Genomic DNA, 25,298 nt, shown 5'->3' with positions numbered 1-25,298 from the left:
CCAGGTGAGTTTGTTAATAAATGTATTAACCCCGCTACCTTAACCGTTTCTGATGACAACGTGACAGCTACCTGTCATTCGGGTTGACGCTATACAACACGCCCCTCTTCCACCGCATGGCAAGCCACTTGGGTGGAGCCTGCCGCGTGCAAGACCGGGCGCTCGTTGCGGCAGCGGTCGTTGGCCAAGGGGCAGCGCGGGTTGAAGGCGCAGCCAGGGGGCGGGTTCAGCGGGTTGGGCACTTCGCCCTGCACCGGCGTGCGAGCGCGGCCGGTGGCGTGCATCTTGGGGATGGCGTCCAGCAGCATGCGTGTGTACGGGTGGCGCGGTGTGGCGAAGAGCGTGGCTTTGTCGGCCACTTCGATCAGGCGGCCCAGGTACATCACGCCGACGTAGTCGCTCACGTGGCGCACCACGGCCAGGTTGTGCGAAATGAACAGGTAGCTCAGCCCGCGCTTTTTCTGCAGCGCCTTCATGATGTTGAGCACCTGCGCCTGCACCGACACGTCGAGCGCAGAGGTCGGCTCGTCGCACACCAGAAACTCGGGCTCGGTGGCCAAGGCACGAGCGATCGAGATGCGTTGGCGCTGCCCGCCAGAGAACTGGTGCGGGTACTTGGCGCCGTCGTTGGCGGACAGGCCCACTTGCTCCAGCAGTTCGCCCACACGTTGCCGCAGGGCGACGGGGTCGCTGATCAACCCGTGCTCCGTCAAAGGCTCGCCGACGATGGCCTCCACCGTCCAGCGGGGGTTCAGGCTGGCGTACGGGTCTTGGAAAATCATCTGCACACGGCGGCGCAACACGTTGCCAGCGGGCGTTTTAAAGGCAGCGTGGGCGTCTTGCCCATCAAAGGTGAAGCTACCGCGCGTGGGCTCGTACAAGCCGAGCAGCAGGCGCGCCACGGTGCTTTTGCCGCAGCCCGACTCGCCCACCAGCGACAAGGTCTTGCCTTTGGGGATGTCGAAGCTCACGCCGTCCACGGCCTTGAGCAATTGGCGCGGGCGGCGCTCCAACACGCGGTTGAGCCAGGGCACCGAGACGTCGAACGTCATCGCCAGGTCACGCACCTGGATCAGCGGGGCTTCCACCTTGGTCGTCGTGGTGGCGGCCGAAACTTCAGCCGCGATGGCGGCGGGTTCTACGAGGGTGTTCATACCGTGGCCTCCTGGCGCAGCCAGCAGGCGGCGCGTGTGGGGCCTGCGTCCAGCAAATCGGGGCGTTCCACATGGCAGCGGTCAAACACTTGCGGGCAGCGCGGGTGGAAGGCACAGCCGGTGGGAATGGCGTTGAGGCGCGGCATGCTGCCATCGATCTGGTTGAGCATTTCGCGGTCTTCCATTGGGTCGGGAATGGCGGCCATGAGGCCGGCGGTGTAGGGGTGCGCGGGGTGGTTGATCACTTCATGCACCGGGCCGATTTCGGCCACGCGGCCGGCGTACATCACGGCCACACGGTCGCAGGTTTCGGCGATCACACCCATGTCGTGGGTGATCAACATCACGGCGGCACCACGCTCGCGGCAAACCTTCTTCAGCAACTGGATGATCTGCGCCTGGATGGACACGTCGAGCGCCGTGGTGGGCTCGTCGGCGACGATGAGTTTGGGCTCGGCCGCCAGCGCCAGTGCAATCACCACGCGCTGGCGCATGCCGCCGGAGAACTGGTGCGGGTAGTGGTCGATGCGTTGCTCGGGCGCGGGGATGCCAGTGTCTGCGAGCAAATCAATCGCGCGGCGGCGGGCTTCGGCCTTGGTCACCGGCAGGTGCGCGAGGATGGTTTCGGTCAACTGGCGGCCCACGGTGTAGAGCGGGTTGAGCGAGGTCATCGGGTCTTGGAAGATGGCGCCGATGCGCCGCCCACGGATATGGCGCATGGCCTCGGCGTCGAGCTGGTCGATGCGTTGACCCTCCAGCAGAATTTGCCCACCCGCAATGCGGCCCGGTGGCTCCAGCAGGCCGATGATGGCCGCGCCGGTGAGCGACTTGCCCGCACCAGACTCGCCCACCACGCCCAAAATTTCGCCGGGCGCGATGTCGAACGAAACATGGTCCAGCGCCCGCAAAGTGCCGCGCCGCCCAGGAAATTCAACGATCAGGTTCTGTACTTGCAGCAGCGACATCGTGGTGATTTTTATAAGAAAAATAGGCCGTTTGCGCTTATGGCGCTAACGGTGGCAGCTATTCAATCAATAGCAAATCAGCAAGTCTTTATCAGTTCAAACGCGGGTTCAACGCGTCGCGCAGCCAGTCGCCCAGCAGGTTCACGCTCAGCACAATCAATACCAGCATCAAGCCGGGAAACAAGGTGATCCACCATTCGCCCGAGAACATGTAGTCGTTGCCAATGCGGATCAGGCTGCCCAGCGATGGCGAGGTCACCGGCACGCCCACGCCCAGGAACGACAGCGTCGCTTCGGTGATGATGGCCGTGGCCACCTGCACCGTAGCCAGCACCGTGACCGGGCCCATCACATTCGGCAAGATGTGGCGGCGCAGAATGCGCAGCGGCGACACACCAGTGATGCGTGCAGCCTGCACGTATTCCTTGTTGCGCTCCACCAGCGTAGAGCCGCGCACGGTGCGCGCGTAGTCCACCCATTTGGTGAGCGAGATGGAGAAGATCAACACGCCAAAGGCCACCGCCGTGTCGGCATTGGGAAACAGGGCGCGCCCCACACCGGCCATCAGCAACGCGACCAGAATGGGCGGGAAAGACAGCATCACGTCGCACAGCCGCATCAGTGCGGTGTCGACCCAGCCGCCCTTGAAGCCGGCCACCAGACCAGCGGCCACGCCGACGATGGCCGACAGCAACACCGATGCAAAGCCCACCACCAGCGAGATACGGGCGCCGTACATCAGCGTGGAGAGAATGTCGCGGCCCTGGTCGTCGGTGCCGAGCAAATATTTGCCCGTGCCGCCCTCTTGCCACACGGGCGGCAGGCGCGCGTCGTTCAGCTCCAGCGCACTCAAATCAAACGGGTTGTGCGGCGCCACCCAGTTGGCAAACACCGCGCCAAAAATACAAATAAAGGCCACCAGGGCCGAGCCTATGGCCACAGGCGAATGCCGGAAGCTGTAGCCCACGTCACCGTCGAGCCAGCGTGCGAGAAGCTTTTTCATCGTGCGGGTCTGGCTGGGCGGGCCTCTTGATTAAGGAGCCTGCCCATGGCCAAACGTTAGAGGTGATTCGAACTTAAAAGTCGCCACGCCCGGCGGGCCAGGCGTGGCACGACACTGCTTGCTGATTTAGCTGTTTACTTGTTGATGCTCATCCACTTGAACGGCATGAAGTTGTCGGCCAACTGCACCAGCGTGACCTTTTTGCTCACGCCCCAAGCCAAAGCTTGTTGGTGCAGCGGCAGGTGACCGATGTCGGCGCTGTGAGTGTCAAAGGCTTCTTTGATCATGGCGTTGCGCTTGGTCTTGTCGGTTTCCGACTGGATCTTCTTCATCAACTCGTCGACCTTGGGGTTGCAGTAAGCACCCAGATTGAACTGACCAGTGCCTTTGTCGTCCGGGCAGGCCATCAGCGCATTCAACGCGTTGTGCGCGTCGTAGGTGGCTGGCGTCCAACCCAGCATGTAGAAGCTGGTGTCTCGGCGCAAGACCTTCGGGAAATAAGTGCCCTTGGTTTCGGCTTGCAGGTTGATCTTGACGTTGATGCGCGCCAGGTTGGCGGCAACGCTTTGGCAAATGCGGCCGTCGTTCACGTAGCGGTCGTTCGGGCAGTTCATGGTGACTTCAAAGCCCGCGCCGTAGCCGGCATCGGCCATGAGCTTTTTCGCGGCTTCCACGTCATAAGGCAGGCGCTTGTTTTGCTCTGGCAGGAAGCCGTTGATGCCGGGGCCAATCATCAGGGCGGTGGGCGTAGAGGCGCCGCGCATCACGGTCTTTTGGATGCCATCGATGTCGATCGCCTGGTAGAAGGCCTGGCGCACACGTTTGTCTTTGAACGGGTTCTTGCCTTTGACGCTGGAGTACAGCAACTCATCACGCTTCTGGTCCATGCCCAGGAAGATGGTGCGCAGCTCGGGGCCGGTCACGGCCTTGGTGTTGGGACTGCTGTTGACGCGTGCAATGTCTTGCACTGGCACGGGTTCCATCACGTCCACTTCGCCAGACAACAGCGCGGCCACACGCGTGGCGTCGTTGCCGATGGGGGTGAAGACCACTTCTTGGGCATTGCCTTCGATCTTGCCCCAGTAGGCGGCGTTGCGCGAGAACGTGGTGCGCACATTCGGCTGGCGTTCACGCAGACGGTACGGGCCGGTGCCGTTGGCCTTGAACGAGGCGGTGTTTTCAATGCCCTTGCGGCGGTCTACCGGCTTGGTGGCGTTATTGGTTTCGCACCACTTCTTGCTCATCATGTAGACCAGCGTGAACACGTCGGGCAGGATGGGAAACGGCTCGGTGGTTTCGATGTCGACCGTGTAATCGTCGATCTTGCGCACGGATTTGACGTCGTTGGTGTAGCTCTTCAAGTCAGAGCCTTCACCGCTCACACGGGCCAGGGAGAACAGCACATCGTCGGCCGTAAACGGCGTACCGTCGTGGAAGTTCACGCCTTTGCGCAACTCAAAGCGCCACACGGTGGGCGAGGTTTGCTTCCAACTGGTCGCCAACGCCGGGGCCAGGCTAAGGTCTTTGTTGCGGCCCACCAAAGGTTCGTAGACGTTGCCTGTGATGCTGAACTGCAAGCTCTCGCTGAGCGAGTGCGGATCCATCGACAAGGCGTCGCCTTGGTTGGCCACGCGGATGGTTTGTGCATTCACGCCGGCAGCAGCGAGCGCAGCCACCAGCGCCAATACGGTTGCAGCGGATTTCGTTCTCATCGTCATCGCAAGTCCTTCGTCGTTGGTAAACAGGGAAATCAACAGGGGGGAAGAAAACTAGGCTCAGGAAAAAGAGTTGGCATCGGCAGAGGCGCTGGCTTCTGTCGTTGCGGTAGCCAATGGCATGTAGCGCTCGGCCAGGCTGGCGTGCATGGCCGCACCCAGCGGCAAGATGTCGTCGTTGAAGTCGTAGCGGCTGTTGTGCAGGTAGCAGGCACCGACGCCGTTTTCGGCGCCCTGGCCGATGCGGAAATACGCACCCGGCTTGACCTGCAACATGAACGAGAAGTCTTCGGCACCCATGCTGGGCTCCATGTTGCGCACCACGTTCTCCGGGCCCACCAGGGCCTCGGCCGCATCACCGGCAAACAGCGCCTCGGCGGTGGTGTTGATGGTGGCCGGGTAAATGGTTTCGTAGTGCACCGACGCCGTGGCGCCAAAGCCCAGGGCCACGGCGCTGCAGACTTCGTTCAAGCGACGGATCACCATCTCTTGCACCGACGGGTTGAAGGTGCGCACCGTGCCCACCATGGTGGCCTTGCCGGGGATCACGCTCATGGCGCCCAAGTCGCCCGCTTGCACGGCGCAGATGCTGATGACCGCGCTGTCGATCGGCCGCACGTTGCGCGACACGATGCTTTGCACGGCGGTGATGATGTGCGCCGAGGCCAGCACCGGGTCGATGGTCTGGTAGGCGTGCGCGCCGTGGCCGCCCCGCCCCGTCACTTCAATGGTGATACGGTCGGCGGCTGCCATCATGGCGCCAGGGTTGATGCCCACGGTGCCGGGGCGCATGCCGGGCCAGTTGTGCATGGCGTAGACCGACTGCACCGGGAAGCGGTCGAACAGGCCGTCTTTGATCATCTCTTTGGCACCGGCGTAGCCTTCTTCGCCGGGCTGGAAGATCAACACCGCCGTGCCGTCGAAGTTACGCGTCTCGGCCAGGTAGCGCGCGGCGCCCACCAGCATGGCGGTATGGCCGTCGTGGCCGCAGCCGTGCATCAGACCATTTTTTGACGACTTCCAGGCGAAGTCGTTGGTCTCGGTCATGGGCAAGGCGTCCATGTCGGCGCGCAGGCCGATCATCTTGCCGCGGGTATCGCTGCGGCCTTTGATTACGGCCACGACACCGGTCTTGCCGATGCCGGTGTGGATCTCGTCCACACCACAGGCCTTCAGCGCCTGTACGACGCGGCCCGATGTGTAGATCTCTTCAAAACCCAGCTCGGGGTGGGCGTGCAAGTCGCGCCGAAAGGCGGACAACTCTGGATAAAACTGAGCGATGTGCGCAAACACGCGCCCATTCGCTTTCAGGGTGGTTCCCTGCATGTCAATGACCTCCTGGACGACCCAAACGCAAACGGGGGTCGACCGCAAAATACAAAAGATCAACCACCAGGTTGATCACCACAAACACCAAGGCGATGAGGCACAGATACGCCGCCATGACGGGGATATCGGCATAGGTCACCGCCTGGATAAACAACAAACCCATGCCGGGCCATTGGAAAACGGTCTCGGTGATGATGGCAAACGCAATCAAGCCACCGAGTTGCAAACCGGTGATGGTGAGCACCGGCACCAGCGTGTTCTTCAGCGCGTGGCCGAAATGAATGGTGCGACTGGGCAAGCCACGCGCACGGGCAAACTTGATGAAGTCGGTGCGCAGCACTTCGAGCATTTCGGAGCGCACCAGCCGCATGATCAACGTGAGTTGGAACACCGCCAAGGTCACGGCTGGCAGCACGATGTGGATCCAGCCGTCGCGTGTCATCAGGCCGGAAGTCCACCAGCCAAACTGCACCGTTTCGCCCCGGCCAAAGCTGGGAAACCAGCCGAGCCAGACCGAGAACACCAGGATCAACAAAATGCCGATCAGGAAGGTGGGAAGCGACACGCCGAGCAGCGAGAGCGTCATGAACAGTTGGCTCAGAAAACGGCCTCGGCGCAAGGCCGCGTAGACGCCCATCGGCACACCGACCAGCAGCGCCAGCACGGCGGCCACCAGGGCAAGTTCCAGCGTGGCCGGGAAGCGTTCCCCAATCAAGCGCGACACCTTGGCGCCGAGCCGCAGGCTCAGGCCAAACTCGCCTTGCGCGGCGTTCATCAGGAAAATCCAGAACTGTACGAAGAACGGCCGATCCAGCCCCAAAGCCGAACGCAGTTCGCGGATTTGCTCGGGCCGCGCGTCTTGGCCCAGTAGGAAGACGACGGGGTCGCCCACGTATTGAAACAACAGGAAAGCAATGAACGCCACGGCCACCATCACCAACACGGCCTGCATCAACCGGCGCAGAATAAACGTCAGCATCGGGGAATCAATCCTTCCAAGGAAAACCACCAGGCCCCGCTCGTGGGGAATGCAAATTTAATTTACATCTGAAGCAATTTCCGGTCCAGCTTTGACAGCACAACCTATCAAACAGTTTTGGACGCGATTTGCTACAACCAATGATCGTACGCCCCCGGCGCGCCTTTTCAGTGCATGCCGTCTACGTGAATTCCCGAGCTTCAGAACGTCAACCGTTCTTCCGCAGCCATCAATCGTTTTTGGAGGTCACCTCGACGGCACCGTACCACGAGCGGGTGCGCGTGCGTGTGTTGTCGGTGTCGGTCATGATGCCGACGCCAATCAATGCACCAGGGGGCTCGCCAAACACTGCGACATAGTCGGCACGGATGTCTCGCTTGTAGTCCAACCACTGGTTCAGGCGCGCGGGTCCCGACTCGACCACCATCGAACGGATGCGACCAGTGCGCGGGCTGTGAATGATGTGCCCGACCTTGTTGCGGTTGCACCAAACGTACATCAATGTGGCGTAGGGCATTTCTTCGCCGGTCAGCGCCAGGGCTAGCTCCGACAACATCTGGTCTTTGAGCGATAAACGGCTGCGATCCCCCTCAAAAGCCAGCACCACGCGCACCACGGCATCGTCTTTATCGCGCAGGCTGAGATCGGCCGTCGTATTCAGTTGCGGCACCATCCAGGAAAAGGTGATTTGATCCAGATCGTCAGGCGCCACACGCAATTTGCGCCGCAGCATGCTGGCCGACGACGAAGCGTAAGCAGCAACCACATCAGAGCGCCCTGCGTGCTGCACAGATGCAAATTGGGTGGCCGTTTTTCCGGGGAACGACACGTGTTGCCACCCCGCAATCGGCGCCATCGGAACTGCAGTGGCACTTGCTTCTGCCTCTGCTTCTTGCGAGGTTTCCTCCGCGGCAACATTCTCAGCCGCACTCCCTGCTTGGCTAGACGTGGGAAAGCCATCACCAGACCCAACCAACGAACCGCAGCCCACCAGCAATGCAGACAACAAAGCTGCCAAACCGAAACATTTAGTCATCTGCCTTCCTTGCGGCAAAAAAAAACCACCAGTCCGAAAACTGGTGGTTTTGACATTCAACTTGCTGTTGGTACGAGACCAACTAACAAATTAGAACGAGTGGCGCACGCCAACTGCGAACACTTGGTTGCGTTGGTCGTTCAGGATTTCCTTCTTCGCGGTAGCGAAGGAGGTGTAAGCGCGCGTACGCTTGCTCAGGTCGTACCAAGCTTCGATACCGTAGCCGGTGTTCTTGCCCAGGTCGTCGCTCTTCGAGTAAGCGTATTGACCAACCAGCGTCAGAGCGCCGAATGGAATGGCAGCGCCGATTGCGTATTCGTCAGCAGCGTCCAGGTTCGTGAACTTGGCTTGGTTGTAGTTACCGAAGAACTTAGCAAAGCCAGCGTCGAACGTAGCGCCCAACAAGGTGTTTTGCAGCTTGAACTTGCCGGTCACTGCGTTGTTGTCGATTTGGTTTTCTTGGTAAGCCAAAGCGATCAACAGAGGACCGTTAGCGTACTTCAGGTTAGCCGACACGTCGTACGTAGCGCTGGTGGTAGCGGTCTTGTTTTCGCCAAAGCCGTAAACCAAAGCACCCGAGAAGCCAGCGAAGCTAGCAGATTGCAGCTTGATGCTGTTGTTCACACGGGCGTTGCCGTACGAAACCCATGCGCCAACACCGCTAGACAGGGCGTTTGCGAATGCAACTGCACCGGCAACCGTACCGGATTGAGCGCCAGCAACCAGGGCAGGCGTCAATTGGTAGGCGGAACCCAGGGACACGTCAAAAGCGTTGTTCAGCTGAGCGGACGTGGTTCCGTGGATGTCGTCATATGCGGAATATTGACGACCCAGGGACACGGTACCCAAACCGCTGCTCAGGCCCACGAACACTTGACGGCCGTAAGGCAGGTTGCCTTGAGCGGACGTGCCGGTGTCGGCGTTGATACCAGCTTCGATCGTTGCAACAGCAGCCAAGCCACCGCCCAGATCTTCCTTAACACGGATGCCCCAACGGCTACCGTTTTGGCCACCGGAACCAACACCGGTTTGAGCGATACGCGAAGAGGTCACGACGCCGTTGGTAACAGCAAAGGTCGTGTTCTTGGTCGAGCTCACGAAGGCATCAACCACACCGTACAAGGTGACGGTCGACTGCGCCATGGCTGCACCGGAGGCTGCCAGCACGGCCAGAGCGATGAGGGACTTTTTCATTCAATATTCTCCAAAGATTGATACATGCCGGGTGAACAGTCCTGCCGTTACCTCGACGCCGCCTCTTTGTTTCAGAAGCTTTCTGGATTACACCAGAGCCGACGCTTCAATCCCAGAAACGCGGCCGAAAAAAGACTCTTTGTTGACGATAAACAACAGTTAAACCTGATGCAGGCCTCCTGAAGAAGAGCCGCCGGATTTCACCCCACCGTTTGCCAAAATAGCTGCGGCACAAGAACAAATTGATACGTTTGGTCAAGCACCTAAGTGATTCATGTTCATCCCATGTCATGAAAAACACAACATGCGGGTGACCCCCATATTTGCATCAATTCTTTGCCGTCTAGTATTTGCGCAGCTGACCAGACTGGCGGCCATTAGAGACAAACGCGAAACCATGTGCAGGCATGTCCCCTGTCTTGTTTCTCCCGGTGTATTTGTACAGAACCTGAATCGCTATGAAAAAATTAAATCTGCTTACCCTGTCAATCTTGGCAGGTACCTCGTCCCTGGCAATGGCCCAAGGCACACCAGTCGACAACGTCACGCTGTATGGTATTTTGGACGCGGGCATCACCCACGTCTCCGGCCTCCCCGGTGGTTCGCAAACGCAGGTCTCCAGCGGGATCATGGAAGGATCGCGCTGGGGTCTGCGCGGCTCTGAAGACTTGGGCGGTGGCTACCGCTCGATCTTCACCATGGAAGCACGCGTCGAAGCCGACACCGGCACCAGTTCCAACCGCCCCCCATCGGCCGGCAAGTTGCCTGATCGCCTCAGCAGCGCTACATCGCTCGGGCTGCCAGCCGCACTGCAGCCAGCCGTTACCGCAGTGGCCGCGCAGATTGGCACCAGCGTGGGCGTGAACCTGAACAATGCGCCATTCGATCGGCAAATTTTTGTGGGCTTGGTAACCCCAGTGGGTGCCGTCACCGCTGGCCGCCAATACACCCCAGGCTACTTGGCATCTGCAGCCTTTGACGTGATGAAGACCGAATCCAGCCTGGCACTCGGCCAGTTGGTCGCCATTCCTGCATCGTTTGACATCCGCGTCAGCAACGCACTGCAATACGGCATCAAGAAAGACGGATTGACCGCAACCGCCATGTATGCCCTGGGCGAAGTCGCAGGCAACAACTCGGCCGGCCGCTTGTGGGGCGTGATGGCCATGTACGAGGCCCAGATGTTCTCATTTGGCGGTGGCTACAACACCCGCAACAACGAACTGGGCAACAAGTCGTTGACCAACGCCATTGCAGGCGCCAACGTGAAGCTCGGTGAGTTCGGCACACTGTCGGCGGTTTACGCCACCATCAAGGACGACAACCCAACAGGCCTGTCGACCATTGGCGCCACGCTGGCGGGCACCATCGGTGCAACAGCCGCAGCCGCCGTGCAAAACGCCTACATCAACGGCTTCAAGCAGGACGCCGCGCTGTACCAAATTGGCTATCGCTACATGACCGGCCCGCACACCTTCACGGTGGCCTATAACAGCATGAACGACAAGCGTCCGTTCAATGCAGACCGCAACTCCTACGGCGCGGCCTACGGGTATGCGTTCTCCAAGCGCACCGATGTCAACGTCATCGTGACCCGCTTCAACAACAAAAACACCTCGCAAGACGCGCCTGGTGGCAACGGCTACATTGGTGGCGTGACCGCCTCTGCGGGCACCGACGCCACCAGCCTGGCGTTCGGCATTCGCCACCGCTTCTAAGCAAGCTGCAGGTCCGCCATAAACTCTCCAATCCCCCGCAAGGGGGATTTTTTATGGGCCCACGAATGTGGGGCGGCCTGGGGTTACAGTTCGGCATTGATCCGAACTGGAGGCCATCGGCATGCCAAAACCTTCCCTTCCAACACTCGACCAGGTGCTGAGCACCGCCGATGCCGCCCTGCGCACCGTTTTCTCCCTGCCACACGCCAGCCGCGCCAACCCGGCCCAGCACAGCGAAGCCACCACGCTCTCCGCAGTTGAAAAAAAACATGCTGCCGCACTGATGCGCGTGAACCATACCGGCGAAGTCTGCGCGCAGGCGCTGTACACCGCCCAATCGTTGGCCACCAAGGATTCCGCCCTGCGCCGCCACTTTGACCATGCCGCAGACGAAGAAACCGACCATCTGGCTTGGACACGCCAGCGGCTCAACGAACTGGGCTCGCGTACCAGCCTGTTGAACCCGTTGTTCTACGCGGGGGCGTTCGGATTGGGTTTCGTCGCTGGCAAACTGGGCGGCGACAAAGTCAGCCTCGGTTTTGTGGCCGAAACCGAGCGCCAAGTGGAGGCGCATTTGCACAGCCACCTGCGCCGCCTGCCTCCTGCCGACCACGCCTCACGCGCCATCGTCACACAAATGAAGGAAGACGAAGCACGCCATGCCGACGAAGCCATCGAGGCCGGCGGCGTGGTGTTACCCAAACCGGTGCGGGCTTTGATGCATGCCGCCGGGCGCGTGATGACACGCACGGCGCACTACGTCTAAACCTTAGCTGGGTTTAAGCCTCCAGCACCTCAAAGCTGGTGGTGATCTCGGCAGTTTTCGCCAACATGATGCTGGCGGAACAATATTTCTCATGGCTCAGCGCCACCGCGCGCTCCACCGCTTGGGCTGGAATGCCTTTGCCGGTCACCGTGAAGTGCATGTTGATCTTGGTAAACACCTTCGGATCAACGTCTGCGCGCTCCGATGTCAGCTTGACCGAGCAGCCGCGCACGTCATGGCGGCCACGCTTCAAGATCAGCACCACGTCATAGGCCGTGCAGCCACCGGTGCCGGCCAGCACGGTTTCCATCGGACGTGGCGCAAGGTTTTGTCCGCCGTTTTCAGGTTTGGCGGCATCTGGTGCGCCGTCCATCATCAAAACATGGCCGCTGCCCGTCTCGGCCACAAAACCCATTCCAGAGCGCGTTCCCGAGGCGCCCGTCCAAGTCACTGTGCATTCCATTGCTTTTCTTTCGGTTGATTAATTCGGCTTGTTGCCATCCACAATTGCTAATAATGCCAACAAAATCACAGTCGTATTTGCGCAACATGTTGCAACGCAACAAACAAACGATATACTCTATCCCATCGCACAAACACTTTGGTTTGTGCCCCGTTTGTCTCCTCCACCCTCCGAAAAGGTGGATTTAGCCCCGAGTTGCAAGACTCGGGGCTTTTTTCTTTGTGCGCCCGTTTTCAAGCCAGTTGCGGCGGCGTTCTATGATCGAAGGCTCACAAAGTCCTAAGAACGTATTTACGATCTATTGGTGGCCACGTTGAGATGCAATCGGGACGAGTTGGCTGTCAGAGACCGCAGCATGGGCTCCCTGCCCATGCAAGGGCTATGGCGGGCAAATCGCCCGATTTCATCTCAACCCAGAGGGCAAATGGCCTTTCGGGCGAGCTGCTTTGTTGCAAAGCCAGCCAAGGCAGAAGCCTTGGCTTCGTCTTTGCGCCTCGCATCTCATCCCGAAACACCATTTGCGTGACCCCCAATAGATCGTAAATACGTTCTCAGATTGTCCCGTTTCGCACAAGACCATGAAGCCCGCACCTACATCTTCTAAGCCCAGCGCCAAAGCCGCGCCACGCACGCCCGCACGCGCCAAACCCCTCACCCCGGCCGACTACCTCAAGAAGATTTTGACCGCGCGCGTGTACGACGTGGCCGTTGAATCGGCGCTGGAGCCCGCCAAAAACCTGAGCAAGCGCATCCACAACACGGTGCTGTTGAAGCGCGAAGACCAGCAACCCGTGTTCAGCTTCAAGCTGCGCGGCGCCTACAACAAGATGGCGCACCTCACGCCCGATCAATTGAAGCGCGGCGTGATTTGCGCGTCCGCTGGCAACCACGCCCAAGGTGTGGCCATGAGCGCCCACAAGCTTGGCTGCCGCGCCGTCATCGTGATGCCCACCACCACCCCCAGCGTGAAAGTGGACGCCGTGCGCGGCCTGGGCGGCGAAGTGGCGTTGTTTGGCGACAGCTATTCCGACGCCTACCAACACGCCCTGGTGCTGCAAAAGAAAGAGGGCCTGACGTTTGTGCACCCGTTTGATGACCCGGACGTCATCGCCGGCCAAGGCACCATCGCCATGGAAATCCTGCGCCAGCTGCAAAGCCTGGGTTCGCAAAAACTCGACGCGGTGTTCGTCGCCATTGGCGGCGGCGGCTTGATCTCTGGCGTAGCCAACTACATCAAGGCCGTGCGCCCCGAGATCAAGGTGATCGGTGTGCAAACCGTCGATTCCGACGCCATGCTGCAGTCCGTCAACGCCAAAAAGCGCGTGACGCTGCCCGATGTGGGCCTGTTTGCCGACGGCACCGCCGTGAAACTGGTGGGTGAAGAGACCTTCCGTGTGGCGCGCAACCTGGTTGATGGCTACGTCACGGTCGACACCGACGCCGTCTGCGCCGCCATCAAAGACATTTTTGTCGACACCCGCAGCATCGTCGAACCCTCGGGCGCGCTGGCTGTGGCCGCCATCAAACAATACGCTGCCACGCACAAAACCAAGGGCGAAACCTACGCCGCGATTTTGTGCGGCGCCAACATGAACTTCGACCGCCTGCGCTTCGTGGCCGAGCGTGCCGAAGTGGGTGAAGAACGCGAAGCCCTGTTCGCCGTCACCATTCCCGAAGAACGCGGCAGCTTCCGCCGCTTCTGCGAAGCCGTGGGTTCGTTACCCGGCGGCCCGCGCAACGTCACCGAGTTCAACTACCGCATCAGCGACGCGCAACGCGCCCACATTTTTGTCGGCTTGACGACGCATGGCGCGGGCGAGTCGGCCAAGATCGCGCGCAACTTCAGCAAACAAGGCTTCAAAACGCTGGATCTGACCCACGACGAGCTGGCCAAGGAACACGTGCGCCACATGGTCGGCGGCCTGAGCGGCCTGGCGCACGACGAGCGCTTGCTGCGCTTCGTGTTCCCCGAGCGGCCCGGCGCGTTGCTGAAGTTCCTGTCGATGATGCGCCCCAACTGGAACATCAGCCTGTTCCACTACCGCAACCAAGGCTCGGACTACGGCCGCACCCTGGTCGGTGTGCAGGTGCCGGTGGCGGACAACAAGGCGTTCCAGAAATTCCTCGACTCGCTGGGCTACCCCTACATCGAAGAAACCAGCAACCCGGCCTACCAGTTGTTCTTGCGGAGCTAAACCCTTCGTGCAGCAGCCCACTGGCAACTTCATCCGCCACTACTTGCTGGCGGTGCAGTTCTTCACGCGCATTCCGGTCACCGGCCGGTTAGGCGCGTGGGTGGGTTTCAGCCCGGCGATGTTGCGCGCCAGCGCGGCGCATTTTCCGGGTGTGGGTTGGTTGGTGGCGGCTTTCGCCTGCGCCGTGGCCGCCATCTGCAGTGTGTTGTGGGGCCACTTGCCCTACGGCCCGTTGGTGGCGGCCGTGCTGTGCACCGCAGCCACCGTGTGGCTTACCGGCGCCTTCCACGAAGACGGTTTGGCCGACGTGGCCGACGGCCTGGGCGGCAGCGCTGACAAAACGCGCGCGCTCGACATCATGAAGGACTCGCGCATCGGCGCGTACGGCGCCATCGCGCTGGTGCTGGCGTTGCTCACCAAAGTGGCCTTGCTCGCGCTGCTGGGCGCGCACAGTCTCACCGCCTTGTTGACCGCGCTCGGTGCGGGCCACGTCTGGTCGCGCTGGTGCCCGCTGGTCTTGGTGCGTACCTTGCCGCACGTGGGCGATACCGCCACATCGAAGAGCAAACCACTGGCCGATCAAATGACCAACGCGGCGCTGGCCGTCGCGCTGTTGTGGTGTGTTGTGCCACTGACACTTGCTGTGGTGCTGCAAGGTGCTCTGTTTATAGGTACGGCTGGCTCCTGCAGCTTATTTGCCCTGGTATGGATGCGCCGCCTCCTGGCCCGCCGCATCCAAGGCTTTACCGGCGACGGGCTCGGCGCCACGCAACAGTTGTGCGAGATCGCGTTCTACCTCGGCGCCGCCCTTACCGTCTCTTCTTTGGCGCGTTGACATGCCGAGGCTGTGGATCGCCCGCCATGCAGCCCCGCTGATCGCGGCGGGCACTTGCTACGGCCAGCTCGACGTGGCGGCCGACATACAAGGCACCCAACACGCCGCACGCCAGTTAGCCCAAGCCCTTCCTCAAGGCTTGATCACCACCTGTTCACCGCTACAAAGATGTGAGCAGCTTGCGCTTGATCTGGTAGCGCTAAGGCCCGATTTGGCATCAAACGCTGATGCACGCCTCATGGAGATGAACTTCGGCCGTTGGGAAGGCATGCCATGGGACGCCATCGGCCCCCAAGAACTGGCAGCCTGGACAGACAACTTCGCAACCTACGCCCCCGGTGGCGGCGAGACACTGCGAGCCTTCATGGCCCGCGTAGCCTCGGCGCTAGACGATGTGCGCAGCAGCGGCCGCGACACCTTGTGGATCAGCCACGCCGGTGTGGCCCGCGCAGCCAGCTTGATCGAACAGGGGCAAATGACTTGTGACCGTGCCGACCAATGGCCGCAACAAGGGCCCGGATTCGGCGAGTACGTTGTGCTGAACTTCGGCTAACGCGGCCCGCCTCATAGCAGCTCAACTTGCGACAGACCGGTGACAGGTATATGGTGCGGCAGCCGCCTCACCAACATTCCGCTTGGTCTACACATGTCGGCACCCTTCAAATGCCATGTTCTGCATTTGCCTCCCAGGAGAGCCATCATGCTTAGCACCCTGTCTTACCGCCAAAGTTTGAGCACCCTACTACTGGTGATTTGCACTTTGCTCAGCGCCTGCGCCGGCCCCCAAGCTGCCGCGCCACCCACGATGAGCCAGAAGACGGCCGCAATTGCACCCTGGGCCAGTAAAGGACGATTGCTCTTGGTAGAGGTGCCTGCCTCAAGCAATGCCATTTCCAATCAGATGATCGTGGCCTCACTCAAAGTGGGCACGTCGTCCAATGCTGCCGATCAGATTGTGCAGATGTTGCGCAGTGGCTCAGCGGCAACGGTCGCGGTGACGGGGTCAAACCTTGAGATCAATGCCGCAACCGTACAAGCTGCGCTACGCGCTTGGGCTGCTGCACAAGCCAAAACAAATACCACCATCTTGATGGTAGGCCGTCCCGCAGACACCACCGAGCTTGAAAAGGCGGCTGCGTCGGCCAGCGTCAAACTAGAGTTCGCCGACTTGCCGTGACCAACCGGTACAGGCTTAGCTACCAGTCGTGACTTCGGCCGGAATCGGGATCGCTTGCGGACCCGGCATCGGCATGGCCGCAGGCGTAGGCACCGCGACGGGCATGCCGCTCGGGCCCGTATTCTTCGGCAGCGGCACTTCCAGTGTGGCGACCGCCGGGCCGTCCATGCTGCGCGCCAGCACCGCACGGCGTGGCGACACCGATTGCAGCAGCAGGTCTTGCTCCAATGCGCCACCCACGCGAAACGGCTTGGCCGGCTGGCCGTCGATGGCGATCAGCGCGGCACCATGCGGCGCCCCCGTGATAACCCCTATCAATACAAATCGATTAGGTGCTGCCACCGTCGCCACCTGCACCGCGCGTGCACCCAACAAGCGCGCGACTTGATTTGAGTCGACGGGCGCCACCGCCGCGGGCATCACTGCGGCCTGCGGGCCACCGGGCGACGAGGTGGCTTTCAGCCCCCAAAACACCACGCTGGCCAATGCAGCAGCCCAGACCACGAAGGTCACGCCGCGTACCCGCCAGCGTGCGCCGGCACCATCCTGCATATTCAGTAACATGCGCCGATTATGATGGAAGGCAATGACCATTTTGTTGCGCCCCACCACAGCACTTTCCGACATGCCTAAATCTGTTTCCACTCGCTTGCACCACGGCCTTGAACGCGGACTTCAACGCGGCTTCACCTTGATCGAATTGATGGTGGTGCTGGTCATCATTGGTGTGTTGGCCGCGCTCATCGTGCCCAACGTACTCGACCGCGCCGACGATGCGCGCACCACCGCCGCGCGCACCGACGTCAACAACCTGATGCAAGCCCTCAAGCTCTACCGCCTGGACAACCAACGTTACCCCACGGGTGAGCAAGGCCTGCAGGCTCTGGTCACCAAGCCCAGCGTCAACCCCATTCCGCCCAACTGGAAGCCCTACATCGACAAGCTGCCCAACGACCCCTGGGGCCGAGCTTACCAGTACCTGAACCCCGGCATCAAAGGTGAGATTGACGTGATGTCGTTCGGTGCCGATGGCCAGTCGGGCGGCGAAGGCAAAAACGCCGACATCGGCAGTTGGCAGTAAGCCACCCGGCCTTCAGCCTTTCAGCATTTACCGCAGCCCAGCCCGCCTCAGGGCAGAACGCACCTTGCGCCACTTCCGCTTCCCGATCACCAAGACACGCGGCTTCACTTTGCTGGAGCTGATGGTGGTCGTCGCCATCGTCGCGCTGGCGAGTGCTGGCGTGGGCTTTGCGATACGCGACAACAGCCAAACCCTGCTGACCCGCGACGCCGACCGCTTGGCCGCCTTGCTGGACGCCGCCCGCGCCCAGTCGCGCGCCAGCGGGGTAATGGTGCGTTGGCGTGTGATGCCCGAGGGGTTTCGTTTTGAAGGCTTGGCGGGCGGCAACTCGCCCGGCCAATGGCTCGCGGCCGACACCATCGCCACACCCGGCGCGGTGTTGCTGCTTGGGCCCGAGCCCATCATCCCGCCGCAAGAGGTGCGCCTGGCGTCATCGCAACAGCCTGGGCAGATTCTGCGCGTGGTGACTGACGGTGTGCGCCCCTTCAAGGTGCTGCCGCCGTGAAAAACAATCGCGGCTTCACGCTGGTCGAAGTGCTGGTGGCGCTGGGCATCGTCGCCGTGGCGCTGCTCGCCGGGCTGCGCGCCAGCAGCGCGCTCACCACGAATGCGCAACGCCAGTCCGATGTGCTGCTGGCGCAACTCTGCGCCGAAAACGAGTTGGTGAAGGTACGCCTGTCCACCCAAATGCCCAACGTGGGCGACAGCAGCCAGGCGTGCGAACAAGGCGGGCAAGCCATGCAAGTCAACGTATCGGTGCGCCCCACCCCCAATCCAAGCTTTCGCCGCGTGGACGCGCTGGTGATGAGCGGCGCGACACCCGTGCTGCGTTTGACCACCATCGTGGGGCGCTACTGATGGCTCGCGTACAGCACCAGCCACAACACGGCTTCACCCTGGTCGAGCTGCTCGTCGCCCTCTCCGTCATGGCCATCTTGGCGGTGCTGAGCTGGCAAGGCCTGGACACCATGGTGCGCACCCAGCAGCAAACCCAACAACGCGCCGATGACGTGCTGGCCCTGCAAGCCGGTCTGGGGCAATGGAAGGCCGACCTCGACGCCGTGGTCGACCTGGCCGGCACCACGCCCATCGAGTGGGACGGCCGCAGCCTGCGCATGCTGCGCCTGAGCACCAACCCGGCCGACAACGGCCCGCTGGTGGTGGCCTGGGCACGGCGCAACATCAATGGCCAAGACCAATGGCTGCGCTGGCAAAGCCCGCCCGTGCAGACCCGCGCCGAGCGCGCCCAAGCCTGGGAGCAAGCCACGCTGTGGGCGCAAAACCCCGGTGAAGAGCAGAAGCGCCGCGAGGTGGTGGTCACGCCCATAGCCGACTGGCGCATCTTCTTCTTCCGCGACAACACCTGGACCAATCCGCTCTCCAGCACCGGCAATACCAACACTGCTGCCAACGCCAACAACAACGCTGCAGCCCAGTTGGACGCCGCCATTCCGCGCGGTGTGCGGTTAGAGCTGTCGCTGCCTACGGGTCAAGCCATCTCGGGCAATCTCACCATTGACTGGGTGCGGCCCACGGTGGGGGGCGGCAAGTCATGACGACGAGCAGGTCCTCAAATCAACGCACTCACCGCCCTCAGCGCGGTGCAGCCTTGCTGATGGCGATGCTGACGGTCGCCCTGGTCGCCACACTGGCCGCCGCCTCGCTGTGGCAACAGTGGCGCAGCGTCGAAGTCGAAAGCGCTGAACGTGCACGCGTGCAAACCACCTGGGTGCTGACCGGCGCCCTTGACTGGGGTCGCCTGATCTTGCGCGAAGACGCCCGCGCCCGTGGCAACAACAGCATCGACCATCTGGGCGAACCCTGGGCTGTGCCGCTGCAGGAGTCGCGCCTGTCCACCTTCCTGGCTGCCGACCGCGACCACGTGATCAGCGACGACGGCGGCGAAGATGCCGCCAACGCGGCCTTCCTGTCCGGCCAGATCATCGACGCGCAGTCGCGCATGAACGTGCTGAACCTGGTGGATGGCGCCAAGATTTCCGAAACCCAATTCGCCGCATTTGAGCGCTTGTTCGAGTCGCTCAACCTGCCCGTGGGCGAATTGACGCTGATGGCAGAAAACCTGCGTCTGGCCAAAGTGGCGAGCATGGCCAACAGCACCACCGGGGCGTCCACGGCCTCTGGCAGTTCCACCGCTTCTACAGGCTCAACAGCCTCAGCCTCAAATTCAAGCGCCAGCGATGCAGCGTCCGCCAGCACCGCACCACTCCTGCCACAGCGCACCAGTCAACTCACCTGGTTGGGTTTGTCGCTCAACACCGTGCGTGCGCTGGAACCTTACGTCACCGTGCTGCCCACCGCCACGCCGGTCAACCTCAACACCGCGCCGCCCGAAGTGCTGGCCGCCGTGCTGTCCAACCTGGGCCGCAATGGCGCGCAGCAGGCCGAGGCAGCACGCGCGCGCAACCCGTTCAGCAGCGTGAGCGATGCCACCACACGCCTCGGCATAGAAAGTGCTGATGCCAGTAGTCTCGCCGTGGCCTCCAGCTACTTTGAAATTTACGGCCGCCTGCGCTTGGGCGACGTGACCGTGGTGGAGCATTCGCTGGTCAACCGCAGCGGCTCCACGGTTATCACGCTCTGGCGCGAGCGCACTGCGGCAAACCCTAGCACCACCGTCTCTCGGTAACGAACCGTCACATCCCCTCTCTACAATGGCCGACCAATCCCGTTCATGAGCACGCTTATCGTCCTGCTTCCGCCGCTCGCGGCCGAAGCCTTCAGCCCCGCCACACCGTTCGACTACGTCTGGACGGAGGACGACCGCACGCCGGCGCAACACGACCGTGCCCCGGCATCCGTGTTGCCCACACGAGGCAAAAACGCCGCTACGGCCACCGCCGTTGTCGCGGTAGTGCCAGTGCAGGCCTTGTCATGGCACAGGCTGGAATTGCCACGTGGCAGCCTGCCGCGCAGTGCCTTGTCCAGCAGCACCGGCACGCCACGTTTGCGCGCAGTACTCGAAGGCCTGCTCGAAGACCGCCTGCTCGAAGAACCCGACACCTTGCACTTCGCCGTGCAACCCGGCGCCGTAGACGGTGCGCCGGTGTGGGTCGCGGTGTGCCAACGTGCCTGGTTGCGCGCGGCCTTGGCCTCGTTAGAAGCCGCCAAGTGCCAGGTGCTGCGCATCGTGCCTGAATTCGCCCCGGCACCCGACGACACCCCACAACCCCTGCAGGCGCTGGGCACGGCAGAACACGCGCAGTTGGTGCACACCAGCGCGCACGGTGTGCGCCTGCTGCCGCTGAGCGCCACCACGCTGGCCTTGACCGCATCTGAGGCCGCCCCGCCACCGCTGGTGGCCGAGCCGCTGGTCGCCGCGCTGGCCGAACAGCTCAGCGGCCACCCCGCCGTGCTGCGCACCAACGCCCAGCGCTGGGTCGATGCCGCGCATTCCCCTTGGGATCTGGCGCAGTTCGAGTTCAACGCCTCCGGCAGCAACCGCATGATGAAGCGCGGCACCCAGTGGCTGCAGCAAGCCCTGCGTGCACCGCAGTGGCGGGCCGCGCGCTGGGGCGTTGGCCTGCTCATCGTGGCGCAGGTGCTGGGCCTGAACGCCTGGGCCTGGAAAGAATCCGCCAGCCTGGAAGCGCAACGCAACGCCGTGCGCAGCACGCTGGTGCAAACCTTCCCGAACGTGAAAGTGGTGGTCGACGCGCCGGTGCAGATGGAACGTGAACTGGTGCTGCTGCGCCAGGCCACGGGCGCCTCGACCGGACATGACCTGGAGGGCATGTTGTCCGCCCTGGGCACGGCCAGCGCCACCATTGAGGGTGGTGCGCCCGCAGGCTTTGCGCTGACGGGCGTGGAATTCAACAACGGCATCGGCAGCTTCCGTGGCACCGGGCTTGACCAAGCGCGAGACACCTTGGCCGGTTCACTGGCTGCGCTCGGCTTCAGTGTCAAAACCGAAGGCGGCCAGCTCATCCTGCAACCGGCGGCACCCAAGGGTACCCAGCCATGAGTTCCACCTCCTCCAACATGTCATCAACCTTCACCCAAACCCTGCAGCCGCTGCAAGCGCAATGGACGCGCCTGGCCCCGCGCGAACGCCGCAGTGTGGCCATTGCCGCCGCCATTGTGTTGGTCGCGCTGGTGTGGTGGCTGGCCTTTGCGCCCGCACTCAACACCTTGCGCAGCGCCGAAGCGCAACACCGCACGCTGGATGCGCAACTGCAAACCATGCTGCGCCTGCAAGCCGAAGCGCAAACCCTGCAGAGCCAGCCAAAGATGGGTTTTGAAGAAGCGCTGCGTGCGCTGGAAGCATCGGTGCGCCAGCGCCTGGGCACCACCGGCGAATTGCAGGTGGTGGGCGAGCGCGCCACCGTCAACCTCAAAGCCGCCTCGGCCGACGCCCTGGCGCGCTGGCTGGCACAAGCGCGTGTGAACGCCCGCTCGTTGCCCACCGAGGTGCGCCTGGTGCGCACCCCAGGCGCCGTGCCGACCAGCGGCCCCACGTGGGACGGCAGCCTGGTGATGAGCTTGCCGTCGCGCTAACCGCTTGCTAAGCCGCTTAACGTTTTTCAAATCAATGCGCCGTTCCCTTTTGTCTGCCGCCCATCCACAGCCGCCCGTCGCGGCTTGGCGTTGGGCCACTGCAGGCGCCGTGTTGGGTCTGCTGGTGGCTTTGCTGCTGTTCGCGCCCGCGCGTTGGCTGGCGGCGGCCGTGGCCAGCGCCAGCGCAGGCCATGTGAGCCTGGCCGACCCACGCGGCACGGTGTGGGATGGCTCGGCGCAACTGGTCTTGACCGGCGGCGCCGGCAGCCGCGATCAAACGGCTTTGCCAGAACGTTTGACTTGGCAAATTCGCCCGGGCTGGGCGCTCAGTGGCCCCGCACTGCGCACCGCCTGGAAAGCCCAATGCTGCATGGCCCAACCGCTGCAGGCCGCATTGGCGCCACGCTGGGCCGGCGCCCACGTGACCTTGAGCGATGCCACCGCCGCCTTGCCCGCCGCCCTGTTGGCGGGCCTGGGCACGCCATGGAATACCTTGCAGCCCGAGGGCGCTTTGCAGTTGTCCACGCGAGCCCTGTCGATCGACGTGAATGCGGGCCGACTGCAAATGAGCGGCCTGGCGTTACTGGAGGCGCAAGCGATTTCGTCGCGCCTGTCCACTGTCAAACCCATGGGCAGCTACCGGGTCACCATGACAGGCGGCAACACGCTGCGCCTGCAGCTCGAAACGTTGGCCAACAGCCCGCTGCAACTCACCGGCAACGGTGAATGGGTGGGCGGGCGACTACGTTTTCGGGGGGAGGCCACGTCTGCCCCCGACAATCTGAACGCACTCTCCAATCTTTTGAACATTCTCGGCCGCCGCGAGGGCGACCGTTCCATTCTCCAAGTGGGTTAACCGCAATGACCAAGCCAGATTCCAGCCGCCACCAAATCGCTATGACTTCCGTAGCTGCTTGTGCATTGGTAGCGTGCCTGACGGGCACTTTTTCCTTCAATGCATGGGCGCAAGCCAATGGTCGCGTGGCAGCGCCTGCCGCACGCACCGAGCCCGTCACGCTGAACTTTGCCAACGCCGAGATCGAAGCCGTGGCGCGCACCATGTCGGCCATCACCGGGCGCAACGTGGTGGTGGATCCGCGCGTCAAAGGCACCATCACCCTGAACACCGAGCGCCCCGTGGCGCCCGGCGTGGCCTACAACCAATTCCTGGCGGCGCTGCGTTTGCAGGGCTTCACCATGGTGCAGTCGGCCGGGCTGGACAAGATCGTGCCCGAGGCCGATGCCAAGCTGCAGGCCGGCCCTGAAACGGTGTCTTCCGCCGGCACCCCAGCCGGTGCTGCTGGCAACCAAATCGTCACGCAGATCTTCAAGCTGAACTACGAGTCGGCCAACAACCTGGTGCCGGTGCTGCGTCCGCTGATCAGCCCCAACAACACCATCAACGTGAACCCCGGCAACAACTCGCTGGTGATCACCGACTACGCCGAGAACTTGAGCCGCATCAGCCGCATCATCGCGGCGTCGGATGTGTCCAACGCCACCGACCTCGAAGTCATTCCGCTGCGCCACGCGATTGCGTCTGACCTGGTGCCGCTGCTCACGCGCCTGCTGGAATCGGGCGGTGCCACGGCTGCAGCAGCCGCTACCGCCGGGCAAACCGACTCGTCGTACAAAACTACCTTGCTGGCAGAGCCCCGCAGCAACGCCGTGATCTTGCGCGCCGCCAACCCCGCACGCCTGAGCCTGGCGCGCAGCCTCATCGCGCGGCTGGACCAACCGGCCGCCCAAGGGCCCGACGGCAAAGGCGCCGATACGGGCAACATCCACGTGGTCTACCTGAAGAACGCCGACGCCACCAAGCTCGCCATCACCCTGCGCGCAGCCATCAGCAGCGGCAGCATGGGTGGCAGCAGCGCTGGCGGCAGCAGTACCAGCAGCAGCGGCCTGAGTTCGTCCAGCCTGGGCGGCTCTACCATGAACACCAGCCTGAACACCGGCACCAGCAGTTCGACCAGCAGCGCTGGCAACTCCGGGCCCACGCTGAACAGCAGCAACAGCAACCAGCCCTCCACCGGCGGCCAGATCCAGGCCGACCCAAGCACCAACTCGCTGATCATCACCGCGCCCGAGCCGCAGTACCGGCAGATCCGCGCCGTGATCGACCAACTCGACGGCCGCCGCGCGCAGGTGCTGGTAGAAAGCTTGATCGTCGAAGTCAACGCCGAGAAGGCCGCGCAGTTCGGCATTCAGTGGCAGGGCGTGCTGGGCAATTCGAACAGCAAGACCATTGGCGTGCTGGGCACCAACTTCAGCACCGGCGGCACGGCCAACATCATCGACCTGGCGTTGAACGGCTCCAGCCTGTCCAGCAGCACCACGCTGCCGTCCACCGGCGGCAACCTGGGCGTGGTGCGCAAGACCGCTGGTGTCTACGTGCTGGGCTTCCTGGCCAACTACCTGCAGACCAATGGCGACGGCAACGTGTTGTCCACGCCCAACCTGCTGACGCTGGATAACGAAGAGGCCAAGATCGTCATTGGCGAAAACGTGCCCTTCGTCACCGGCTCGTACACCAGCAACAACTCCAGCAACGGCTCGGTCAACCCGTTCACCACGGTAGAACGCAAAGACGTTGGCCTGACGCTGCGCGTGAAGCCGCAGATCAACGAAAACGGCACTGTCAAACTGGTGATCTACCAAGAGACGTCGAGCGTGAAGTCGGGCACCGAGTTGAACAGCAACGGCCCTACCACCACCAAGCGCTCGATTGAATCCACCGTGCTGGTGGACGACGGCAACATCGTCGTCATCGGCGGCCTGCTGCAAGACGAATACGCGGGCAACCAGGACAAGGTGCCCTATATCGGCGACGTGCCGGTGCTCGGCCAGTTGTTCAAAAGCGAAGCCCGCTCGCGCAAGAAAACCAACCTGATGGTGTTCCTGCGCCCGGTGGTGATGCGCGATACGACCGAAACCAACGCCATGTCGATGGACCGCTACGACCTGATGCGCGGCGTGCAAGAGCGCAACCAGCCCGCAGAAAACGCCATGCTGCCGGTCAAGGACGCACCTATCCTGAGCCCGGTCAACCCCGCAGCCAACACAACCCCACCCGGTGGCCGCCCCGCGCTAAACCCGCCCAAGCCCATGGGCATCAGCGTTGACCAGCGTCAGGACGGCACTATCCCCGCTGCCGAGCCCCTGCGTTAAGC

Annotated in this window: 25 protein-coding genes; 15 read left to right on the top strand and 10 right to left on the bottom strand. The window is 62.3% G+C overall.

Going from position 1 to position 25,298, the window contains the following annotated elements; all coding sequences use genetic code 11:
- Window positions 1-89 precede the first annotated feature (89 nt).
- The 8 genes from ACPWMG_RS06135 to ACPWMG_RS06100 form a co-directional block, all read right to left on the bottom strand.
- A complete protein-coding gene (locus tag ACPWMG_RS06135) occupies window positions 90-1,154 on the bottom strand; it encodes an ABC transporter ATP-binding protein (protein ID WP_483303768.1) in 1,065 nt (354 codons plus the stop codon).
- Complete coding sequence (locus ACPWMG_RS06130; protein WP_483303767.1) at window positions 1,151-2,119, bottom strand: ABC transporter ATP-binding protein; 969 nt, start codon at window positions 2,117-2,119, stop codon at window positions 1,151-1,153. Before ACPWMG_RS06130 ends, ACPWMG_RS06135 begins: the two co-directional genes overlap by 4 nt.
- Window positions 2,120-2,210: 91 nt before the next feature.
- The gene (locus ACPWMG_RS06125) at window positions 2,211-3,122 is read right to left on the bottom strand and encodes an ABC transporter permease (protein WP_483303766.1); all 912 of its coding nucleotides are present in this window, start codon (window positions 3,120-3,122) and stop codon (window positions 2,211-2,213) included.
- A gap of 134 nt (window positions 3,123-3,256) precedes the next feature.
- Window positions 3,257-4,834, bottom strand: a complete 1,578-nt coding sequence (locus tag ACPWMG_RS06120) for an ABC transporter substrate-binding protein (protein ID WP_483305189.1) — start codon at window positions 4,832-4,834, stop codon at window positions 3,257-3,259.
- A 63-nt stretch (window positions 4,835-4,897) separates the two neighbouring features.
- On the bottom strand, window positions 4,898-6,163 hold the full coding sequence (locus ACPWMG_RS06115; protein WP_483303765.1) for a M20 aminoacylase family protein: 1,266 nt from the start codon (window positions 6,161-6,163) through the stop codon (window positions 4,898-4,900).
- Window position 6,164: 1 nt separating this feature from the next.
- Window positions 6,165-7,145, bottom strand: coding sequence for an ABC transporter permease (locus ACPWMG_RS06110; RefSeq protein WP_483303764.1), 981 nt, complete (start codon window positions 7,143-7,145; stop codon window positions 6,165-6,167).
- Between the two features lie 229 nt (window positions 7,146-7,374).
- Complete coding sequence (locus ACPWMG_RS06105; protein WP_483305188.1) at window positions 7,375-8,001, bottom strand: DUF3047 domain-containing protein; 627 nt, start codon at window positions 7,999-8,001, stop codon at window positions 7,375-7,377.
- Window positions 8,002-8,271: 270 nt separating this feature from the next.
- Window positions 8,272-9,375 (bottom strand): porin, encoded by a 1,104-nt coding sequence (locus ACPWMG_RS06100; protein WP_483303763.1) that lies wholly within the window; start codon window positions 9,373-9,375, stop codon window positions 8,272-8,274.
- 458 nt (window positions 9,376-9,833) lie between these two features.
- On the opposite strand from ACPWMG_RS06100, the gene ACPWMG_RS06095 reads away from it, so the two are divergent.
- Window positions 9,834-11,093 carry a porin gene (locus tag ACPWMG_RS06095; RefSeq protein ID WP_483303762.1) on the top strand — a complete coding sequence of 420 codons (1,260 nt, stop codon included), beginning with the start codon at window positions 9,834-9,836 and terminating at the stop codon, window positions 11,091-11,093.
- A gap of 121 nt (window positions 11,094-11,214) precedes the next feature.
- Window positions 11,215-11,859 (top strand): 2-polyprenyl-3-methyl-6-methoxy-1,4-benzoquinone monooxygenase, encoded by a 645-nt coding sequence (gene coq7, locus ACPWMG_RS06090; protein ID WP_483303761.1) that lies wholly within the window; start codon window positions 11,215-11,217, stop codon window positions 11,857-11,859.
- Between the two features lie 13 nt (window positions 11,860-11,872).
- Here coq7 and ACPWMG_RS06085 read toward each other — a convergent pair whose 3' ends face one another.
- Entirely contained in the window at window positions 11,873-12,322 is a 450-nt protein-coding gene (locus tag ACPWMG_RS06085) for an OsmC family protein (protein WP_483303760.1), read from the bottom strand.
- Window positions 12,323-12,900: 578 nt separating this feature from the next.
- On the opposite strand from ACPWMG_RS06085, the gene ilvA reads away from it, so the two are divergent.
- The 4 genes from ilvA to ACPWMG_RS06065 all read left to right on the top strand — a co-directional run bounded on the left by ilvA (window position 12,901) and on the right by ACPWMG_RS06065 (window position 16,529).
- Entirely contained in the window at window positions 12,901-14,517 is a 1,617-nt protein-coding gene (ilvA, locus tag ACPWMG_RS06080; protein ID WP_483303759.1) for a threonine ammonia-lyase, biosynthetic, read from the top strand.
- A 7-nt stretch (window positions 14,518-14,524) separates the two neighbouring features.
- Window positions 14,525-15,352 carry an adenosylcobinamide-GDP ribazoletransferase gene (locus ACPWMG_RS06075; RefSeq protein ID WP_483303758.1) on the top strand — a complete coding sequence of 276 codons (828 nt, stop codon included), beginning with the start codon at window positions 14,525-14,527 and terminating at the stop codon, window positions 15,350-15,352.
- 1 nt (window position 15,353) lies between these two features.
- Window positions 15,354-15,905 (top strand): histidine phosphatase family protein, encoded by a 552-nt coding sequence (locus ACPWMG_RS06070; RefSeq protein ID WP_483303757.1) that lies wholly within the window; start codon window positions 15,354-15,356, stop codon window positions 15,903-15,905.
- A gap of 147 nt (window positions 15,906-16,052) precedes the next feature.
- Window positions 16,053-16,529 carry a hypothetical protein gene (locus tag ACPWMG_RS06065; protein WP_483303756.1) on the top strand — a complete coding sequence of 159 codons (477 nt, stop codon included), beginning with the start codon at window positions 16,053-16,055 and terminating at the stop codon, window positions 16,527-16,529.
- 15 nt (window positions 16,530-16,544) lie between these two features.
- Here the strand turns inward: ACPWMG_RS06065 and ACPWMG_RS06060 are convergent, their stop codons facing one another.
- Window positions 16,545-17,093: a type II secretion system protein N gene (locus tag ACPWMG_RS06060; RefSeq protein WP_483303755.1), complete on the bottom strand. Its 549-nt coding sequence runs from the start codon at window positions 17,091-17,093 to the stop codon at window positions 16,545-16,547.
- A 61-nt stretch (window positions 17,094-17,154) separates the two neighbouring features.
- On the opposite strand from ACPWMG_RS06060, the gene gspG reads away from it, so the two are divergent.
- The 9 genes from gspG to gspD all read left to right on the top strand — a co-directional run bounded on the left by gspG (window position 17,155) and on the right by gspD (window position 25,296).
- Window positions 17,155-17,610: a type II secretion system major pseudopilin GspG gene (gene gspG / locus ACPWMG_RS06055; protein ID WP_483303754.1), complete on the top strand. Its 456-nt coding sequence runs from the start codon at window positions 17,155-17,157 to the stop codon at window positions 17,608-17,610.
- Between the two features lie 121 nt (window positions 17,611-17,731).
- Entirely contained in the window at window positions 17,732-18,115 is a 384-nt protein-coding gene (locus tag ACPWMG_RS06050) for a type II secretion system protein GspH (RefSeq protein ID WP_483305187.1), read from the top strand.
- Window positions 18,112-18,468, top strand: a complete 357-nt coding sequence (gene gspI / locus ACPWMG_RS06045) for a type II secretion system minor pseudopilin GspI (RefSeq protein ID WP_483303753.1) — start codon at window positions 18,112-18,114, stop codon at window positions 18,466-18,468. The genes ACPWMG_RS06050 and gspI overlap by 4 nt, the downstream gene beginning before the upstream one ends.
- Window positions 18,468-19,166, top strand: coding sequence for a PulJ/GspJ family protein (locus ACPWMG_RS06040; protein ID WP_483303752.1), 699 nt, complete (start codon window positions 18,468-18,470; stop codon window positions 19,164-19,166). The genes gspI and ACPWMG_RS06040 overlap by 1 nt, the downstream gene beginning before the upstream one ends.
- 59 nt (window positions 19,167-19,225) lie before the next feature.
- Window positions 19,226-20,257 (top strand): type II secretion system minor pseudopilin GspK, encoded by a 1,032-nt coding sequence (gene gspK / locus ACPWMG_RS06035; RefSeq protein ID WP_483303751.1) that lies wholly within the window; start codon window positions 19,226-19,228, stop codon window positions 20,255-20,257.
- 45 nt (window positions 20,258-20,302) lie between these two features.
- Entirely contained in the window at window positions 20,303-21,592 is a 1,290-nt protein-coding gene (gene gspL, locus ACPWMG_RS06030; RefSeq protein WP_483303750.1) for a type II secretion system protein GspL, read from the top strand.
- Complete coding sequence (gene gspM, locus ACPWMG_RS06025; RefSeq protein WP_483303749.1) at window positions 21,589-22,125, top strand: type II secretion system protein GspM; 537 nt, start codon at window positions 21,589-21,591, stop codon at window positions 22,123-22,125. Before gspL ends, gspM begins: the two co-directional genes overlap by 4 nt.
- Before the next feature lie 34 nt (window positions 22,126-22,159).
- Window positions 22,160-22,981 (top strand): type II secretion system protein N, encoded by an 822-nt coding sequence (gspN, locus tag ACPWMG_RS06020; RefSeq protein ID WP_483303748.1) that lies wholly within the window; start codon window positions 22,160-22,162, stop codon window positions 22,979-22,981.
- A gap of 5 nt (window positions 22,982-22,986) precedes the next feature.
- Entirely contained in the window at window positions 22,987-25,296 is a 2,310-nt protein-coding gene (gspD, locus tag ACPWMG_RS06015) for a type II secretion system secretin GspD (protein ID WP_483303747.1), read from the top strand.
- Window positions 25,297-25,298 lie beyond the last annotated feature (2 nt).

The sequence above is a fragment of the Hydrophilobacter chitinilyticus genome (genome assembly GCF_049860745.1).
GTDB lineage: Bacteria > Pseudomonadota > Gammaproteobacteria > Burkholderiales > Burkholderiaceae_C > Rhodoferax_B.
This window is presented reverse-complemented; position numbering and strand designations above follow the sequence as displayed.

Coding starts and splice junctions, on each gene's coding strand:
- ACPWMG_RS06135 (WP_483303768.1), bottom strand. CDS start 1,154: ATGAACACCCTCGTAGAACCCGCCGCCATCGCGGCTGAAGTTTCGGCC.
- ACPWMG_RS06130 (WP_483303767.1), bottom strand. CDS start 2,119: ATGTCGCTGCTGCAAGTACAGAACCTGATCGTTGAATTTCCTGGGCGG.
- ACPWMG_RS06125 (WP_483303766.1), bottom strand. CDS start 3,122: ATGAAAAAGCTTCTCGCACGCTGGCTCGACGGTGACGTGGGCTACAGC.
- ACPWMG_RS06120 (WP_483305189.1), bottom strand. CDS start 4,834: ATGAGAACGAAATCCGCTGCAACCGTATTGGCGCTGGTGGCTGCGCTC.
- ACPWMG_RS06115 (WP_483303765.1), bottom strand. CDS start 6,163: ATGCAGGGAACCACCCTGAAAGCGAATGGGCGCGTGTTTGCGCACATC.
- ACPWMG_RS06110 (WP_483303764.1), bottom strand. CDS start 7,145: ATGCTGACGTTTATTCTGCGCCGGTTGATGCAGGCCGTGTTGGTGATG.
- ACPWMG_RS06105 (WP_483305188.1), bottom strand. CDS start 8,001: ATGGCGCCGATTGCGGGGTGGCAACACGTGTCGTTCCCCGGAAAAACG.
- ACPWMG_RS06100 (WP_483303763.1), bottom strand. CDS start 9,375: ATGAAAAAGTCCCTCATCGCTCTGGCCGTGCTGGCAGCCTCCGGTGCA.
- ACPWMG_RS06095 (WP_483303762.1), top strand. CDS start 9,834: ATGAAAAAATTAAATCTGCTTACCCTGTCAATCTTGGCAGGTACCTCG.
- coq7 (WP_483303761.1), top strand. CDS start 11,215: ATGCCAAAACCTTCCCTTCCAACACTCGACCAGGTGCTGAGCACCGCC.
- ACPWMG_RS06085 (WP_483303760.1), bottom strand. CDS start 12,322: ATGGAATGCACAGTGACTTGGACGGGCGCCTCGGGAACGCGCTCTGGA.
- ilvA (WP_483303759.1), top strand. CDS start 12,901: ATGAAGCCCGCACCTACATCTTCTAAGCCCAGCGCCAAAGCCGCGCCA.
- ACPWMG_RS06070 (WP_483303757.1), top strand. CDS start 15,354: ATGCCGAGGCTGTGGATCGCCCGCCATGCAGCCCCGCTGATCGCGGCG.
- ACPWMG_RS06065 (WP_483303756.1), top strand. CDS start 16,053: ATGCTTAGCACCCTGTCTTACCGCCAAAGTTTGAGCACCCTACTACTG.
- ACPWMG_RS06060 (WP_483303755.1), bottom strand. CDS start 17,093: ATGTTACTGAATATGCAGGATGGTGCCGGCGCACGCTGGCGGGTACGC.
- gspG (WP_483303754.1), top strand. CDS start 17,155: ATGCCTAAATCTGTTTCCACTCGCTTGCACCACGGCCTTGAACGCGGA.
- ACPWMG_RS06050 (WP_483305187.1), top strand. CDS start 17,732: ATGGTGGTCGTCGCCATCGTCGCGCTGGCGAGTGCTGGCGTGGGCTTT.
- ACPWMG_RS06040 (WP_483303752.1), top strand. CDS start 18,468: ATGGCTCGCGTACAGCACCAGCCACAACACGGCTTCACCCTGGTCGAG.
- gspK (WP_483303751.1), top strand. CDS start 19,226: ATGGCGATGCTGACGGTCGCCCTGGTCGCCACACTGGCCGCCGCCTCG.
- gspL (WP_483303750.1), top strand. CDS start 20,303: ATGAGCACGCTTATCGTCCTGCTTCCGCCGCTCGCGGCCGAAGCCTTC.
- gspM (WP_483303749.1), top strand. CDS start 21,589: ATGAGTTCCACCTCCTCCAACATGTCATCAACCTTCACCCAAACCCTG.
- gspN (WP_483303748.1), top strand. CDS start 22,160: ATGCGCCGTTCCCTTTTGTCTGCCGCCCATCCACAGCCGCCCGTCGCG.
- gspD (WP_483303747.1), top strand. CDS start 22,987: ATGACCAAGCCAGATTCCAGCCGCCACCAAATCGCTATGACTTCCGTA.